This window comes from Streptomyces sp. NPDC050619, assembly GCF_040654815.1.
GTDB lineage: Bacteria > Actinomycetota > Actinomycetes > Streptomycetales > Streptomycetaceae > Streptomyces.
This window is the reverse complement of sequence record NZ_JBFAIR010000028.1, coordinates 81,038-96,197: the sequence shown is the minus strand read 5'-3', so window position 1 is coordinate 96,197 and position 15,160 is coordinate 81,038. Positions and strand designations below refer to the sequence as shown.

The window sequence follows — 15,160 nt, the reverse complement described above, 5'->3', positions numbered from 1 at the left end:
CGCTCTTCCCCCCACCGGCGCTGTGACGATGGACTCCCAGACCTCACAGTCATCACACTCATCCCAGTATCCTCAGACACCTCATACGTTCCAGGTCGACCTGCGCGGTCTGGTGGACCTGCTCTCCCATCACCTCTACTCCAGTCCCAAGGTGTATCTGCGCGAACTGCTCCAGAACGGGGTGGACGCGATCACCGCCCGGCGGGCCGAGCAGCCCGACGCCCCGGCGCGCGTGCGGCTGTATGCCGAGAGCGGCTCCCTGCGGGTCGAGGACTCCGGAATCGGGCTCACCGAGGCGGACGTGCACACCCTGCTCGCCACCATCGGGCGCAGTTCCAAGCGCGCCGAGGGACTCCAGGAGGCCCGCTCCGACTTCCTCGGGCAGTTCGGCATCGGCCTGCTCGCCTGCTTCGTGGTCGCCGAGCGGATCCGCGTGGTCAGCCGCAGCGCGCGTACGCCGGGCGCCCCGCCCGTCGAGTGGACGGCGAGCGACGACGGTTCGTACACCGTGCGCACGCTGCCCGACGAGGCCCGTCCCGAACCCGGCACCACCGTGCACCTGGTGGCGCGGGCCGGCGCCGGCGAGTGGCTGACCGAGGAGCGCGTCCTCGCCCTGGCGCGGGACTTCGGCTCGCTGCTGCCCTACGACGTACGGGTGGGCGAGGAGACGGTCACCGATCTCCCCGCACCCTGGGACCGGGCGTATCCGAGCCCCGCCACCCGAAGGGTGGCCCTGGCGCGGCACTGTCACGACCTCTTCGGGTTCACTCCGCTGGACGCGATCGACCTGAACGTGCCGGTCGCCGGGATCCGCGGGGTGGCGTACGTCCTGCCGTCGGCGGTCAGCCCGGCCCAGCGCGCGGGGCACCGCGTCCACCTCAAGGGGATGCTGCTGACCGAGCGGGCCGAACAGCTGCTGCCCGACTGGGCGTTCTTCGTGCGCTGTGTCCTGGACACCGACAGCCTGCGGCCCACGGCCTCGCGGGAGTCGCTGTACGAGGACGAGACGCTGGCCGCCGTACGGGAGGCGCTGGGCGAAAGGATTCGGTCCTGGCTGACGGGCCTGGCGGCCGGTGATCCGGAACGCCTCGCGGCCTTCCTGTCCGTGCACCACCTGGGCGTGAAGTCCCTGGCGCGGCACGACCAGGAGATGCTGCGCACGATGCTGCCGTGGCTTCCCTTCGAGACCACCGACGGGCGGCTGTCCCTGGAGGAGTTCGCGCAGCGGCACCCGGTGGTGCACTTCACGCGGACCGTCGAGGAGTACCGCCAGGTCGCGCCGATCGCGTCCGCACAGGGCGTCGGGGTGATCAACGGCGGTTACACGTACGACAGTGAGCTGATCGAGGCGCTGCCCTCGGTGCGGCCGGGCACCGTGGTCGCCGAGCTGGACGCCGACACCGTGACCGCCCATCTGGACGCGGTCGACCCGGCCGAGGAGCTGGCCCTGTCCGGCTTCCTGGCGGCCGCGCGGGCGAAGCTCGACCCGCTGGGCTGTGACGTCGTCCTACGGGCCTTCCATCCGCTCTCCGTGCCCGCGCTGCACCTGGACGACCGTTCCGTCCGGCACGAGCAGGCCCGCGCGGAGGCGGAGGAGCAGGCCGACGACCTGTGGGCGGGCATCCTCGGCTCGCTGCGCGGCAGCGCCCCGCGCGCGCGGCTGGTGCTCAACCACCTCAACCCGCTGATCCGGCGGATCAGTTCACTCGGCGACCCGGAACTGATCGGCACCGCCGCGGAGTCCCTGTACGGGCAGGCGCTGCTGATGGCCCAGCGCCCGCTCAGGCCCGCGGACTCGGCGCTGCTGAACCGGGCGTTCATCGGCCTGTTGGAATGGGCCACCCACAGCGAGGACGGTCACCGATGAGCGGGATCACGGACTTCGACGACCTGCGCCGGGCGATGGCGGAGAACTCCGAGCAGCCGGAGGGACCCGCCCGCAACGCGCGCGCGGAGCAGCTGCTCGCCGAGGCGGAGAAGCTGAACATCCCGCTCGCGGTGATCGAGGCGCTCGGACACCAGCTGAAGGTCTACAACTACAGCTCCGAGAAGGCCAAGATGTTCGTCCCCTTCGCGCGCCTGCTGCGCATGTGGGACGAGCGGCCCGAGGACTTCGACGAGTACGAGACGCACTCGCTGCACTGGGTCTTCAAGTGGATGTCGTCCGGCATGCTCGACCAGCCGCACATCCCGCTCGCCTCCGTCGAGAAGTGGCTCGGCGAGATGGAGCACCGCTACCGGCTCGCCGGGCACTCCGAACGGGCCGTGCGCGGCGCCGAGTTCAGTGTGGCCGCGCACATCGGGGACGTCGGGCGGGCCGAGCGGGCGTACGCCGCGTGGCTGGCCGCCGACCGGGACAACATGGCCGACTGCCACGCCTGCGAGCTGCACGGGCAGGGCTGGTGGCAGGCGGAGCGGGACCGGGACGCGGAGGCGCTGGAGCTGTGGGGGCCGGTCCTGGCGGGCGAGTTCAGCTGCGCCCACGAGCCGCACACGGTGCTCGCGTCCTCCCTTACGCCCCTGCTGCGGCTGGGCCGCGTGGAGGAGGCGCGCGCCCACCATCTGCGGGGCTTCCGGCTCGTACGGGCCATGGAGAGCATGCGGGGCGCGTACGCCGACCACGTGGAGTTCTGCGCGCTGACCGGCAACGAGGCGCGCGGCCTGGAGCTGCTCGCCCAGCGGCCGGCGTACTTCACGAACGACGGGCATCCGCGCAGCAAGCTGGACTTCATGGCCGTGGTGGCTCTGCTCATGGACCGTCTGACCGAGCTCGGGCTCGGCGGGCAGCGGGTGCCCGGCCCGGCCGACCGGACGTGGACCGCACGCGAACTCGCCGCCCACGCGCGCGGGGAGGCACTCGCGCTGGCCGCCCGCTTCGACGAGCGCAACGGCACGCGGCATGTCAGTGAGCGGGCACGCGCGCGTATGGCGCAGCGGCCGCTGGTGGAGCGGCTGCCGCTGGGGGTGCGTACGGCGGCGCGTCCCGTCTCCGCGCCTTCGGTGGCGCCGCCGGTCACCGTGACCACGGACGAGCCCGATCTGGCCGCGCTGCTCGCCAAGGCGCGGCGGCTGTCGGAGACCCTGCAACCGAACGCCATCGAGGCGTGGGCGGCCGTCTCACGGGTGGCGGAGGGCGTCGCCCTGGACGCGCGCGACCGGGCGGAGATCGCCGACCACGAGGCGATGGACCTGGGCCCCGAGGGCGTCGAACGGTTCGAGCGTGCCGCCGAGTTGTACGCGGAGGCGGGCGACCCGGGCGAGTCACTGGCCGCACGCGCGCGTGCGGCGTACGTACGCGCCCTCACGGGCCAGGTGGACGAGGCCCTCGCGAAGGTCGCCGCGCCCTACGACGAGATCCTCGCGCTCTACGCCGAGGGCGGCACCGGAGTACGGCAGACGGCGTCCGTGCTGATGGGGCGGGCACGGATCCTGATGCGGCGGGTGCACGAGGCCGAGGGGGCCGTGGAGGACGGGGGCGTGGAAGTCGGGGGCGTGGAGGACAGGGGCGTGGAGAACGGCTCGCCCGGCGAGGCCGACGTCCCCCAGCGCACCCCGATACCGGCTGCTGACAGCTCCTTCGTGAGCTCCGTCCTCGCCGACGCGGAGATGGCCGCCCGGGAGGTGCTGGCCCTGGTCGAGGGGCGTACTGAGGGTTCTGACGCTTCTGAGGCTTCCGAGGAAGGGGCCGACGTACGGCTTGCCTCGCGAGCCGCCGAGGCGCGGGCGATGCTCGCGGAGCTGGCGGCGCAGGCTGGGGACGTGGAGAGGGCCGCGGAGCTGTTCGCGCGGGCGGCGGCGGCCTTCGTCGGTGCGGGGCTGCCGTGGTTCGCGGTGGAGTACGAGGCCCGGCTGGCCGGGCTGGCCCACCACCTCGGCGACACCGCGGCGGCCGAGCGGGCACTGCGGGCCGCGCTGGAGCACGGCGGGCCGCATCTGGAGGCGCCCGGGCGGGCTCGGCTGCACCTCCAGCTCGCCGAGGTCGTCGGCGGCAGGGGGCTGTCCCAGGAGGCGGCCGAGCACGCCCTGGAGGCGGCGCACTGGGCCGACGAGGCCGGGGAGGGCCCGACGCTCGGCGCCTGGGCCCGGCACCAGCTGGGCGGGTTCCTGCTGCGGCAGGGGCGGTGGGCCGAGGCCGCGGAGGTGCTGGAGTCGGCGCTGCCCGACCTGAGCCCCGAGACGCACGGCGACGGTGCGGTCGTACAGACCCAGTGGTGGCTCGGCGACTGTCTGAGCGAGCTCGGTGAGCACCGCGCGGCTGCCGAACGGCGGCTACAGGCGGCCGAGATCGCCCGGCACTGGCCCGAGCAGCACGACCACGCGACGCTCGCCCACCTCGCCGCCGAGTCCCTCGGACACGCGGGCCTGCCCGCCGAGGCGGACCGGGCCTACGCGCGCGCGGGCGACCTGTGGCGCGAGCTCGGCAACGTCCACGGCCTCGTCCGCTCCCTGCGCGCCCGCGCGTGGCTGGCTCTGAACACGCAGGAGGGCCCGGGCGACGCTCAGGCGAAGGACGGGGCGTACAGCGCACGGGAGTTGATGTCGAGAGCGGTCCAGGAGTGCGAGGCGGCGCTGGGCTCGGACACGGCCGACGAGGCGGCCCGACAGCGGCTCGCCGCCGAACTCGGCCACACCCGCCGCCAGTTCGGCGACCTGCTCGCCCGCTCCGCCGCCGAGGACGCCGACGACCACTCCATCCGGGCCGTCCTGGAGGACGCCCTGTCCCAGATGACGCAGGCGAGTGAGATCTTCGCCTCCCTCGGCCACACCGCCCTGCACAGCCGGACCGGCGCCGAACTCGCGGCGGGCTGGCTGGAGGCCGACCTGGGCCGCCCGGCTCCGGCGGCGGCACGCGCGCGTGCGGTACTGGCGGCGTACGGCGCCGACAGGGACGAGGACGGGGACGCACAAGCACGGCTGGCCGAAGCCCGGCAGCTGCTTCAGGTGATGCAGGAACAGAGGCACGAGCAGACGGAGGAACAGACGGCGGGGAAGGCTGAGGATCAGGCGGCGGGCTAGCGCCTACTCGACCCCTACTCGACCCCGATGAGGAGTACCGCTCCCTGCCGTCCTCCCCGGTACACCACCGTGTCGACGGCGAGGTACGACTCCCTCACGCGTGCTTCGAGGCGGTCGGCGACGGACTCGGGGGCCTCGTCGCCCAGGACGAGGGTCACCAGTTCGCCGCCGGCCGCGAGCATGCGGTCGAGGACCGTCTCCGCGGTCGCGGTGACATCCGTGCCGATCACGGCCACGTCGCCCTCGATCAGGCCGAGGATGTCGCCGGCCTGGCAGATGCCCGCCATGGTCCAGGACTGGCGCTCCGCGACGACGACTTCGGCGTAGCGGGTCGCGCCGGCCGCCGAGGTCATCGTCACGACGTCCTCGTCGAAGCGGCGCTCCGGCTCGTGCACGGCGAGCGCGGCGATGCCCTGGACCGCGGAGCGCGTCGGGATGAGGGCCACGCGGATGCCCTCGGTGCGGGCCTGCTCGGCCGCCGCGGCCGCCGTGTGGCGCAGGTCGGCGTCGTTGGGCAGCAGCACCACCTCGCGCGCGTGGGCCCGTCGTACGGCGTCGACGAGCTCCCCGCTCGCGGGCTGCTCCCCGGGGCGCGCGAGCACCGTGGTCGCGCCCGCCTCGGTGTACAGCCCGGCCAGTCCCTCGCCGGGCACGACGGCCACCACGGCCCGCTGGGCCCGCTCCCGGACCGGCCGCTCGGCCCCGGTGGTGTGCACGTCGCCGAGCCCGAAGTGCGTGATCCGGATCCGGTACGGCCGCCCTGCCTCGACGCCCGCTTCCACCGCGGCGCCCGCGTCGTCGACGTGCACGTGGACGTTCCACAGGCCGTCGCCGCCGACCACGACGAGCGAGTCCCCGAGGGCGTCGAGCCGCTCCCGCAGCCGCGCCACGGCCGTGTCCTCGGCCTCCAGGAGATAGATCACCTCGAAGGCGGGCCCACCCTCCTCCGGGCCGCCATCCCCGCACTCACGATCTGCTTGACCAACTACTTGACCGAGTTGATCGAGTTGATCGAGATCCGCGGAACCCGGACCGGCAGTCCCGCGCGCGTGGGACACCCGTTCGTCATCGCGCGCCCACGCTGTGCCCGGCCCGTGGTCACCGTCGCCGGCCCGACCGCTGCCGAGCTCCCCGCCGGAACCGGAAGCCGCACTCGCCGTCTCTCCCGGCGTCTCCCCCGTGAAGGTCGCCACCAGTGCCCCGAGGACCGTCACCAGCCCCCGTCCGCCGGCGTCGACCACCCCGGCACGCTCCAGGACGGCCAGTTGCCCCGGCGTCGCGGCGAGGGCCGCGCACGCTCCCTGGTAGGCCGCCCGGGCCACCGTCGCGCAGTCGCCCTCTGCCCCGCCGGCCGCGTCGGCGGCGGCCGAGGCGACCGTGAGGACGGTGCCCTCGACCGGATGGGCCACGGCCTGGCGGGCGGAGTCGGCCGCGTGCCGCAGGGCGAGACCGAGGCCCCGTCCGTCGGCGTGAGCGCTCCCGGTGCCACCGTCGGCGGCGAGCACCTGCGCCATACCCCGCAGCAGCTGCGCGAGGATCGTCCCGGAGTTGCCCCGAGCGCCGATCAGGGCCCCGTGCGCCATCGCGCGCACGGCATCGGCGAGCGCAGGCTTCCCGGCGGCCCCGGTGGTCCCGATCTCCACGGCAGCCCCGAATTCCCCAGAAGCACCGGCTTTCCCGGAGGCACCAGCACCCACCACACGCCCGGCGAACACCGCCTCGACGGCCGCGGCGGCCGACTCGACGGTCAGATACAGGTTCGTGCCGGTGTCCCCGTCGGCGACGGGATAGACGTTGATCGCGTCGATCTCCTCGCGCGCCCGGCCCAGCGCCTGGAGCGCGAGACCGCACCAGGTGCGCACCGCGAGAGCATCGAAGAATGTCTGCGGCACCTGCGCCACCTGCGCCTCCTTGAGCTGCTGGACGTGGGACGCAGCGTAGACCTCAGATGGGTGTCCGCCGGAAGAGGGCCTGGACGAGGCCCCTGAGCAGCCATGGTAGTTTCGTTCTACTGGCGCAGTCGTTGTATGCTGCTCCGGTTGCCCGATCCACATCGGGCTCTCCGCCTGGCACCGCCTCCCGATCTCTGATCCTGCGATCTTGATCCCGGCATGCCGGGATCAACCGTAAGTGCATCTGAAGTCTTTGGAGTGACCCGTGGCTGCCAACTGCGACGTCTGCGGCAAGGGGCCGGGCTTCGGCAACAACATCTCGCACTCTCACCGCCGTACGCCCCGTCGCTGGAACCCGAACATCCAGCGCGTTCGTACTGTGGTGGGCGGGACGCCGAAGCGCGTGAACGCTTGCACCTCTTGCATCAAGGCCGGCAAGGTCTCGCGCTGACGCAGAGCTAAGCGCGCGGCCACTGCTGGTTCGCTGCACTGAGCCGGTCCACCGAGTGTGGATCGGCTTTTTGCATGCCCGGACGGCATAACGGACGGCATGCCTGGACGTCGTACCGGACGCCCGGAGCGAGCACCCTAGTCCTGAGCCCTGAGCGCCCACCCGTGGTCCACCGGCCCGATCCCCCCGCCCAGCGCGAACCCGGCCCGGATCGCCCCGGTCACGTACTCCTTGGCCGCCGCCACCGCCTCCGGCACGGACTGCCCCTTCGCCAGCTGCGCGGCGATCGCCGACGCGAGGGTGCAGCCCGTCCCGTGCGTGTGCCGGTTGTCGTACCTCGGTGCGCGCAGCCAGTGCTCCTCGGAGCCGTCGCTGAGCAAGTCCACGGCGTCACCGGAGAGATGACCGCCCTTGACGAGCACCCACCTCGGTCCGTACGCCAGCACAGCCGCAGCCGCCTCACGCATCCCGGCCTCCGCCTCGACCCGGAGACCCGTGAGTTGAGCCACCTCGTCGAGGTTCGGCGTCGCCACGGTCGCCACCGGCAGCAACTTGGTGCGTACGGAATCCAGCGCGGACGCGGCCAGCAGCGAGTCCCCGTGCTTGGAAATCCCGACCGGATCGACGACGGCCGGTGCGTCCGTCCCGCCGATCAACTCGGCCACCGCCTCGACCAGCTCGGCCGACGCGAGCATCCCGGTCTTGACCGCCTGTACGCCGATGTCGTCGACCACGCTGCGGTACTGGGCCCGCACCGCCTCCACCGGGAGCTCCCAAGCCCCCTGCACACCAAGGGAGTTCTGCGCGGTGACGGCCGTGATCACGCTCATGCCGTGCACCCCGAGCGCGAGCATCGTCTTCAGGTCGGCCTGAATGCCCGCGCCCCCGCCGGAATCGGAGCCCGCGACCGTCAGCACCCTGGGCGGCGCGCTCATGACTCGATGTCCCCGAAGTGGTCCCAGCCGCCCTTGCTGGTCCACGGCGCCCCGTCGACCGTCACCTGGGGCAGCGCCGAGGGGTTGAGCACCTCGCCGATCACCTTCCAGCGAGCGGGCAGCTTCACGTCCGGCGGGAAGGTCGCCACGATCGCGTGGTCCTCTCCCCCGGTGAGCACCCACTGCATGGGGTCGACACCGACGGCCTGCCCGATGTCGTTCATCTGGGACGGGATGTCGATCGCGCCGGAACGGACGTCGATACGGACCTTGCTGGCCTCGGCGATGTGCCCGAGGTCGGCGATCAGCCCGTCGCTCACGTCGCACATCGCGGTCGCCCCGAGCCCGGCGGCGGCCGGCCCGGCGTGATACGGCGGCTCGGGGCGCCGGTGCGCCTCCACGAAGGCCCGCGGCGAACGGAACCCCCGGGACAGGACGGCGTATCCGGCCGCGGACCAGCCCAGCCAGCCAGTGACCGCGACGATGTCGCCAGGCTGCGCGCCCCCTCGCGTCACGGGCTCGTTGTTGCGCAGATCGCCGAGCGCGGTGATCGACACCATGATCGTGTCGCCGCGTACGACGTCCCCGCCGACCACCGACGCGCCCGCGACCTGGCACTCGTCGCGCAGGCCGTCCATCAGCTCGACCGGCCAGGCCACCGGGAGTTCGCCCGGGACGACCAGGCCGAGCAGCAGCGCGGTCGGTACGGCGCCCATCGCGGCGATGTCCGCGAGGTTCTGCGCGGCCGCCTTGCGGCCCACGTCGTAGGCGGTGGACCAGTCGCGGCGGAAGTGCCGCCCCTCCAGGAGGATGTCGGTGCTGGCCACGACCCTGCGATCGGGCGCGGCGACCACCGCGGCGTCGTCGCCGGGGCCGACCCGGACCGCCGGGGTGGTGGTGAGACGGGAGGTGAGCTCCCTGATGAGCCCGAATTCCCCGAGCTCACCAACCGTGCCCTTCATTGCCCTTACGCCCCTTCTGTCCCTGTCCGTGCCCGCTCGCGCGTCACCAGTGTCCTCGATACGGTCGAGGTGACCGTCAACTTCTTTCGTGCCCGCACCCCGGCGCGCAAGCCCCGGCCCCCGCAGGTCTCCCCGTGGCGAGCGGCGACGCGATACCGTGGCGTTCCTTTTCCCCACATGATCCTCGTGGCCGCCCTGGAGGTTCCGTGGTACAGGCGTACATCCTGATCCAGACGGAGGTCGGCAAAGCGTCGACCGTCGCCGAGACGATCAGCAAGATCCCTGGAGTCATCCAGGCCGAGGACGTGACAGGACCGTACGACGTGATCGTGCGGGCCCAAGCCGACACGGTCGACGACCTCGGCCGCATGGTGGTCGCGAAGGTCCAGCAAGTGGACGGCATCACCCGTACTCTGACCTGCCCGGTCGTGCATCTGTAGTCCCCGTCTACCCTTGGCCGGTGAACTGTTTCCGCCGCCGGCACCGCATCCTCATCGGGCCGCCCGCGCTTGCCGTGCTGATCACGGTCGCGGGCTGCTCCTCAGCAGACGACACCGCGTCGGCGGCGGTTCCCAGTCCGAGTACGAAGGTCACCAAGCTGTGCCAGAACCTGGACAAGGCGCTGCCGGCGAAACTGGACGGGCTGGGCCGCGAGGATCCCGAGCCCGCGTCCACGTTGACGGCGGGCTGGGGAAGCCCGGCGATCATACTGCGCTGCGGTGTCGTACAGCCGCCCAAGATGGTCGACCCGAAGGTGGCCGAAGGCGGCGACCCGGACGCGGTCGCCGGCGGGGTGAACGGCGTCGACTGGCTGATGGAGAAGCAGGACGACGGGGCGTACCGCTTCACCACGGCCAATCGCAGCGCATACGTCGAGGTCACGGTGCCGAAGGGGCGGGACAGCTCCGGAGCGCTGATCGACCTCGCCCCGGCAGTCAAGAAGGCGATCCCCGAAGGGATCGCCGACTGAGGCGACTGAGATGACTCAGGGGTACGACGCTCAGCGCAGGCCCGTCGACCTGCGCAACGCCGCCTGCACCAAGCGGTCCACCAGCTCCGGATAGCTGATCCCGCTCGCCTGCCACATCTGCGGGTACATCGAGATCGGTGTCATGCCGGGCATCGTGTTGATCTCGTTGATCACGAACTCGCCGTCCTCGGTGAGGAAGAAGTCCGCGCGCACCAGGCCCTCGCAGGACGCCGCCTCGAAGGCCTCCACCGCGAGCCGCCGCACCTCGGCGGTCTGCTCGTCGGTCAGCGGGGCGGGCACGATGCCGGGGGTGGAGTCGATGTACTTGGCCTCGAAGTCGTAGTACGCGTGCGTGTCCGCCGGCGGGATCTCCGAGGGCACGCTCGCCCGGGGCCCGTCCTCGAACTCCAGCACCCCGCACTCGATCTCACGGCCGCGCAGCGCGGCCTCCACGAGGATCTTCGGGTCGTGCCGCCGGGCCTCGGCGATCGCCTCGTCGAGCCCCGCCAGATCGTCGACCTTGGTGATGCCGATCGACGACCCCGCGCGCGCGGGCTTCACGAACAGCGGCCAGCCGTGCTCGCCGGCGAAGTCGACGATCTTCTTGCGGGCGGCGGACTCGTCGCGCTCCCACTCGCGCGGCCGGATCACCACGTACGGGCCCACCTTGAGCCCGAAGGAGGTGAACACGCGCTTCATGTAGTCCTTGTCCTGGCCGACGGCCGAGGCGAGCACACCAGAGCCCACGTACGGCACACCGGAGAGCTCCAGCAGGCCCTGGAGGGTGCCGTCCTCGCCGTACGGACCGTGCAGCACCGGGAAGACCACGTCGACCTCGCCGAGCGCCTTGGGCACCGATCCGGGCTCGCTGTAGACCACTTCGCGGTTGCCGGGGTCGATGGGGAGCACCACGCCGCCCTCGCGCGAGTCGGCCAGCTCCTCGACGTTGGGCGTACGGCGGTCGGTGATCGCCATGCGTTCCGGTTCGTCGGCGGTGAGCGCCCAGCGGCCGTCCTGGGTGATGCCGATCGGCAGGACGTCGTACTTCGTCCGGTCGATGGCCTTGAGGACGGCGCCGGCGGTGACCACGGAGATCCCGTGTTCGGAGCTGCGCCCGCCGAACACGACGGCCACGCGCGGCTTGCGAGGCGGCTGCTCAGGGCTCTGGGAGAGGTTCTCGGTGCTCATATCGCGTTGAGGGTACCCGCTGGTATCCGCAGAGTCAGCGACCACTTGGCCGCCGTAGCTCAGCGTCGTTCCGGCTTCGCGCTGCGCGACATCAGCTCCTTGAGAGCGACCACCGGAGGCTTGCCCTCGTGCACGATGCCGACGACCGTCTCGGTGATCGGCATGTCGACGCCGTGCCGGCGGGCCAGATCCAGCACGGACTCACAGGACTTGACGCCCTCGGCGGTCTGCTTGGTGACCGCGATGGTCTCCTGGAGGGTCATGCCCTTGCCGAGGTTGGTGCCGAAGGTGTGGTTGCGGGACAGCGGCGAGGAGCAGGTCGCCACCAGGTCGCCCAGACCGGCGAGTCCGGAGAAGGTGAGCGGGTCGGCGCCCATCGCGAGCCCGAGCCGGGTGGTCTCGGCGAGACCGCGCGTGATGAGCGAGCCCTTGGCGTTGTCGCCGAGCCCCATGCCGTCCACGATGCCGACGGCGAGGCCGATGACGTTCTTGACCGCGCCGCCCAGTTCGCAGCCCACCACGTCCGTGTTGGTGTACGGGCGGAAGTACGGCGTGTGGCAGGCGGCCTGGAGCCGCTGGGCGACGCCCTCGTCGGTGCAGGCGACCACCGCGGCGGCCGGCATCCGGGCGGCGATCTCCCGGGCGAGGTTGGGCCCGGTGACCACGGCGATACGGCTCGGGCCGACCTTGGCGACATCCTCGATGACCTCGCTCATCCGCATGGCGGAGCCGAGTTCGACGCCCTTCATGAGCGAGACGAGGATCGTGTCGGGCGCGAGCAGCGGCGTCCACGCGGCGAGGTTGGCCCGCAGGGTCTGCGAGGGGACCGAGAGGACCGTGAAGTCGGCGCCCGCGGCGGCCTCGGCGGGGTCCGTGGTGGCCCGCAGGTTCTCCGGGAGCTCGATACCCGGAAAGTAGTCGGGGTTCGTCCGCGTGGAGTTGATCGCTTCCACGACCTCCGGACGACGTCCCCACAGGGTGACCTCGCAGCCCGCGTCGGCGAGCACCATGCCGAAGGCCGTGCCCCACGAACCGGCGCTGAAGACCGCCGCCTTGACCGGCTTGCTCACGTGCTGCGCCCTTCTTCCTGTCCGGCCCTGGGCCGGGTCTGCGCCTGCGACCGCGTCTGTGACTGCGACCGGCTCCGGCGCCGCTGCTCGATCCGCTCACGGCGCGGGTCGTAGGGCGTGGCGGGGGCCTTCGCGCCGCGGATGATCTCCAGCTGGCGGGTGACGGCGGCCATGATGACCTCGGTCGCCTCCTTGAGGAGGTCCGGGGTCATCTCCTTGCCGTAGAAGCCCGACAGGTCCACCGGCGGGCCCGCGAGGACGTGATGGGTCTTGCGCGGAAGGACGTTGGGCTTCTTGGCGTACGGCGGCAGCAGTTCGTTGGCGCCCCACTGGGCGACCGGGATCACCGGGCACCTGGTCTGCAGGGCGACCCGCGCGGCCCCCGTCTTGCCGGTCATGGGCCAGCCGTTCGGGTCGCGGGTGAGGGTGCCCTCGGGGTAGAAGGCGACGCACTCGCCGCGCTCCACGGCGTCGATCGCGGCCCGGAAGGCGCTGAGCGCGTCCGTGCTCTCGCGGTAGACGGGGATCTGCCCGGTGCCGCGCATCGCGGCGCCGACGAACCCCTTCCGGAAAAGACCGCTCTTCGCGAGGAATCGCGGAACACGACCGGTGTTGTACTGAAAGTGCGCGTAGGCGAAGGGATCGATGTGCGAATTGTGGTTCACCGCGGTGATAAATCCGCCCTCGGCCGGAATGTTCTCCATTCCGCGCCAGTCCCGCTTGATCAGAACCACCAGCGGCGGTTTGCACAGGACCGCTGCGAAGCGGTACCAGAACCCGATTCTGCGGCGGGGCACGCGGACACCTTCCTCTAGGGCCTGAGGGCCGCACAAGTCTCGCCCCAGGCCGCCGGTCTGTCGAGAACACGGTACGCCCCGACACAGCGCCCGCCAGATAGGTCGGTGACGGCTGAGTAACAATGGCCGCGACAAGAGAGGGACGGAACACTCGTGCAGTGGACCTTGGTCATACCCCTGAAAGCCCTGGCGCGGGCCAAGAGCAGGCTCTCGGACACCGCCCACGACGGGTTGCGCCCCGGCCTGGCACTCGCCTTCGCCCAGGACACCGTGGCAGCCGCGCTGGCCTGCCCGTCGGTGAAGGATGTGGCAGTCGTCACGAACGACGCCCTGGCCGGCCGCGAACTGGGCGCGATGGGCGCCCGCATCGTCCCGGACGAACCCAGCGGCGGCCTGAACGCCGCGCTGGCACATGCGGAAGCCGTCGTACGGACAACACGCCCACAAAGCGCGGTGGCGGCCCTGAACGCGGATCTGCCGGCGCTGCGCCCCCTGGAATTGGCCCGGGTCCTGGACGCGGCCACGGAATTCCCCCGCGCTTTTCTCCCGGACGCCGCCGCAATCGGCACCACACTGCTGGCCGCGATCGCGGGAAGGGAATTGCGCCCGCTATTCGGCACTGATTCCCGGGCCCGCCATCGCGCATCCGGCGCCGCGGAACTCGCCTTGGCCGCGGTGGATTCGGTACGCCAGGACGTGGACACCGGCGACGATCTGCGGGCCGCACTGGCCCTGGGAGTGGGACCGCGGACGGCCGCCGCGGCGGCGCGGCTGCTGATTCCCGGGCAGTAGGCTGCGGCCATGCAGGCGACCGCTTACACGTACGACTCCGACAGCCGCAGCGGGCAGGTACTGCTGGACGACGGCACCCCGCTGCCCTTCGACGCGCCGGCGTTCGACGCGGGCGGGCTGCGGCTGCTGCGGCCCGGGCAGCGGGTGCGGATCGAGACCGAGGGCGAGGGCGAGGCCCGCCGGATCACCCTGGTGACGCTCCAGACCCTCTGACAGCCCCCTGAACGCCCCGTAAGCCCCCTTGAACGCGCCGCGGGCCGGACTCCCCACGGGAGTCCGGCCCGGCGCGTGAGTGCCCCTGTGCCCTTACCTCTTGCGGGCGGTGGCCTTCGTGGCGGTGGTGCGGGACGTCGACTTCCTGGCCGGGGCCTTCTTGGCCGTCGCCTTCTTCGCCGGGGCCTTCTTGGCCGTCGCCTTCTTGGCGGTGGTCTTCTTCGCTGCGGTGGTCTTGGCGGCCGTCGTGGTCTTCTTGGCGGGCGCCTTCTTGGCCGTCGTCTTCTTGGCGGCGGCCGCCGTGGTCTTCTTCGCGGGCGCCTTCTTGGCCGTCGTCTTCTTGGCGGCGGCGGCCTTGGTGGTGGCCTTCTTCGCGGCGGCCTTCCGCACCGTCGCGGAGGCACCGGTCAGGCTGCCCTTGGGTGCCTTCTTGACCGCGACCTCGCCACCACGGGGGAGCTTCTTCGAGCCGCTCACCAGATCCTTGAAACCCTGGCCCGCGCGGAAGCGCGGTACGGAGGTCTTCTTGACCCGAACCCGCTCGCCCGTCTGGGGGTTGCGGGCGTAACGGGCCGGGCGGTCGACCTTCTCGAACGAACCGAAGCCGGTGACCGAGACCCGCTCACCCGAGACCACCGCGCGGACGATGGCGTCCAGTACGTGGTCGACAGCGTCGGCGGCCTGCTGGCGGCCGCCCATCTTGTCGGCAATCGCTTCTACGAGCTGCGCCTTGTTCACGTCTTCCCCTTCGGAGACATTGCCAGAACGAAAGTGTTCAAGCCTTTTCGCACGTTAGGCAGATATATACCGCAAATCAAACACGAAACGGGCTAATCACCCGTGCGCCGCAACGAACTCGACTGTCTCGGACCTG

General features: G+C 71.7%; 14 protein-coding genes. 7 read left to right on the top strand and 7 right to left on the bottom strand.

The genetic code is table 11. The features are described 5' to 3' along the window. The first annotated feature begins 28 nt into the window (after positions 1-28). Both AB0I77_RS36480 and AB0I77_RS36475 read left to right on the top strand, forming a co-directional pair. Complete coding sequence (locus tag AB0I77_RS36480) at positions 29-1,867, top strand: HSP90 family protein (protein ID WP_363287072.1); 1,839 nt, start codon at positions 29-31, stop codon at positions 1,865-1,867. After that, on the top strand, positions 1,864-5,016 hold the full coding sequence (locus AB0I77_RS36475) for a tetratricopeptide repeat protein (RefSeq protein ID WP_363287071.1): 3,153 nt from the start codon (positions 1,864-1,866) through the stop codon (positions 5,014-5,016). The genes AB0I77_RS36480 and AB0I77_RS36475 overlap by 4 nt, the downstream gene beginning before the upstream one ends. Before the next feature lie 14 nt (positions 5,017-5,030). On the opposite strand, the gene AB0I77_RS36470 is transcribed toward AB0I77_RS36475, so the two are convergent. Next, positions 5,031-6,917, bottom strand: a complete 1,887-nt coding sequence (locus tag AB0I77_RS36470) for a DAK2 domain-containing protein (RefSeq protein ID WP_363287070.1) — start codon at positions 6,915-6,917, stop codon at positions 5,031-5,033. A 256-nt stretch (positions 6,918-7,173) separates the two neighbouring features. On the opposite strand from AB0I77_RS36470, the gene rpmB reads away from it, so the two are divergent. Further along, the gene (gene rpmB / locus AB0I77_RS36465) at positions 7,174-7,359 is read left to right on the top strand and encodes a 50S ribosomal protein L28 (protein WP_004924906.1); all 186 of its coding nucleotides are present in this window, start codon (positions 7,174-7,176) and stop codon (positions 7,357-7,359) included. 137 nt (positions 7,360-7,496) lie between these two features. On the opposite strand, the gene thiD is transcribed toward rpmB, so the two are convergent. Continuing rightward, positions 7,497-8,294 carry a bifunctional hydroxymethylpyrimidine kinase/phosphomethylpyrimidine kinase gene (thiD, locus tag AB0I77_RS36460; RefSeq protein ID WP_363287069.1) on the bottom strand — a complete coding sequence of 266 codons (798 nt, stop codon included), beginning with the start codon at positions 8,292-8,294 and terminating at the stop codon, positions 7,497-7,499. Then, a complete protein-coding gene (locus tag AB0I77_RS36455; RefSeq protein ID WP_363287068.1) occupies positions 8,291-9,256 on the bottom strand; it encodes a thiamine-phosphate kinase in 966 nt (321 codons plus the stop codon). Before AB0I77_RS36455 ends, thiD begins: the two co-directional genes overlap by 4 nt. Positions 9,257-9,462: 206 nt before the next feature. Here AB0I77_RS36455 and AB0I77_RS36450 point away from each other — a divergent pair, with 206 nt between their 5' ends. Then, positions 9,463-9,696: an Lrp/AsnC ligand binding domain-containing protein gene (locus tag AB0I77_RS36450; protein WP_003997603.1), complete on the top strand. Its 234-nt coding sequence runs from the start codon at positions 9,463-9,465 to the stop codon at positions 9,694-9,696. A 20-nt stretch (positions 9,697-9,716) separates the two neighbouring features. After that, complete coding sequence (locus tag AB0I77_RS36445; protein ID WP_363287067.1) at positions 9,717-10,226, top strand: DUF3515 domain-containing protein; 510 nt, start codon at positions 9,717-9,719, stop codon at positions 10,224-10,226. Between the two features lie 30 nt (positions 10,227-10,256). Here AB0I77_RS36445 and AB0I77_RS36440 read toward each other — a convergent pair whose 3' ends face one another. The 3 genes from AB0I77_RS36440 to AB0I77_RS36430 are packed head-to-tail and all read right to left on the bottom strand — an operon-like array spanning position 10,257 to position 13,281. After that, complete coding sequence (locus AB0I77_RS36440) at positions 10,257-11,414, bottom strand: D-alanine--D-alanine ligase family protein (RefSeq protein ID WP_363287066.1); 1,158 nt, start codon at positions 11,412-11,414, stop codon at positions 10,257-10,259. A 59-nt stretch (positions 11,415-11,473) separates the two neighbouring features. After that, positions 11,474-12,484, bottom strand: coding sequence for an NAD(P)H-dependent glycerol-3-phosphate dehydrogenase (locus tag AB0I77_RS36435; protein ID WP_363287065.1), 1,011 nt, complete (start codon positions 12,482-12,484; stop codon positions 11,474-11,476). Next, positions 12,481-13,281: a lysophospholipid acyltransferase family protein gene (locus AB0I77_RS36430; RefSeq protein ID WP_363287064.1), complete on the bottom strand. Its 801-nt coding sequence runs from the start codon at positions 13,279-13,281 to the stop codon at positions 12,481-12,483. Before AB0I77_RS36430 ends, AB0I77_RS36435 begins: the two co-directional genes overlap by 4 nt. Positions 13,282-13,434: 153 nt before the next feature. Between AB0I77_RS36430 and cofC the strand changes: the two genes are divergently transcribed. Next, entirely contained in the window at positions 13,435-14,073 is a 639-nt protein-coding gene (gene cofC, locus AB0I77_RS36425) for a 2-phospho-L-lactate guanylyltransferase (protein ID WP_363287063.1), read from the top strand. Between the two features lie 9 nt (positions 14,074-14,082). Continuing rightward, complete coding sequence (locus AB0I77_RS36420; RefSeq protein WP_363287062.1) at positions 14,083-14,286, top strand: hypothetical protein; 204 nt, start codon at positions 14,083-14,085, stop codon at positions 14,284-14,286. A 93-nt stretch (positions 14,287-14,379) separates the two neighbouring features. On the opposite strand, the gene AB0I77_RS36415 is transcribed toward AB0I77_RS36420, so the two are convergent. Continuing rightward, the gene (locus AB0I77_RS36415) at positions 14,380-15,024 is read right to left on the bottom strand and encodes an HU family DNA-binding protein (protein ID WP_363287061.1); all 645 of its coding nucleotides are present in this window, start codon (positions 15,022-15,024) and stop codon (positions 14,380-14,382) included. Between the last annotated feature and the right edge of the window lie 136 nt (positions 15,025-15,160).

Bases quoted from the DNA above. Each gene is read 5' to 3' on its own strand.
- AB0I77_RS36480 (WP_363287072.1), top strand. From the start codon at position 29: ATGGACTCCCAGACCTCACAGTCATCACACTCATCCCAGTATCCTCAG.
- AB0I77_RS36475 (WP_363287071.1), top strand. From the start codon at position 1,864: ATGAGCGGGATCACGGACTTCGACGACCTGCGCCGGGCGATGGCGGAG.
- thiD (WP_363287069.1), bottom strand. From the start codon at position 8,294: ATGAGCGCGCCGCCCAGGGTGCTGACGGTCGCGGGCTCCGATTCCGGC.
- AB0I77_RS36455 (WP_363287068.1), bottom strand. From the start codon at position 9,256: ATGAAGGGCACGGTTGGTGAGCTCGGGGAATTCGGGCTCATCAGGGAG.
- AB0I77_RS36440 (WP_363287066.1), bottom strand. From the start codon at position 11,414: ATGAGCACCGAGAACCTCTCCCAGAGCCCTGAGCAGCCGCCTCGCAAG.
- AB0I77_RS36420 (WP_363287062.1), top strand. From the start codon at position 14,083: ATGCAGGCGACCGCTTACACGTACGACTCCGACAGCCGCAGCGGGCAG.